The 535-nt window shown below is 59.3% G+C and carries 2 protein-coding genes; one reads left to right on the plus strand and one right to left on the minus strand.

The window, feature by feature from the left end; all coding sequences use genetic code 11:
• The coding region (ruvX, locus tag HHU12_RS34795; RefSeq protein WP_169661248.1) for a Holliday junction resolvase RuvX at positions 1–323 on the plus strand (323 nt) is incomplete at its 5' end.
• A 52-nt stretch (positions 324–375) separates the two neighbouring features.
• On the opposite strand, the gene HHU12_RS34800 is transcribed toward ruvX, so the two are convergent.
• A complete protein-coding gene (locus HHU12_RS34800; protein ID WP_317170784.1) occupies positions 376–528 on the minus strand; it encodes a LuxR C-terminal-related transcriptional regulator in 153 nt (50 codons plus the stop codon).
• Positions 529–535 lie beyond the last annotated feature (7 nt).

Consider the following 535-nt stretch of genomic DNA (forward strand, 5'->3'; position numbering starts at 1 on the left):
CGCTGAAGGCGCAGGATGGTAAACCGGACTGGAACGTCATCGAAAAACTGCTTAAAGAGTGGCAGCCTGAGGCGGTAATCGTCGGCCTGCCGCTCAATATGGACGGCACCGAGCAACCGCTGACGGCGCGCGCGCGTAATTTCGCCAATAAAATTCATGGCCGCTTTGGCGTCGCGATCCTTCTCCACGATGAACGGCTGAGTACGGTTGAGGCCCGCGCGGGCCTGTTTGAACACGGCGGCTACCGGGCGCTGAATAAAGGCAGCGTCGATTCAGCCTCTGCCGTAGTCATACTGGAAAGCTACTTCGAGCAGAGCTTTTAAACTCTGCCCTCCTGCGCCGCCGGCGGACCGCTGACGGCGCACGTTTACCCGCTTAGTGGCGCAGATGTTCGTTAGCCCAGCTCACCGCCTGGGTGCGATTTTTCACGCTCAGTTTACGAAACACATTGTACAGGTGCGTCCGCACCGTGTTCTCGCTGATAAACAGCGCGCGGGCGATATCCAGGTTCGTCGCGCCGCAGCGCAGTTCGTTG

The sequence above is a fragment of the Flammeovirga aprica JL-4 genome (assembly GCF_012844305.1).
Classification (GTDB): domain Bacteria; phylum Bacteroidota; class Bacteroidia; order Cytophagales; family Flammeovirgaceae; genus Flammeovirga; species Flammeovirga aprica.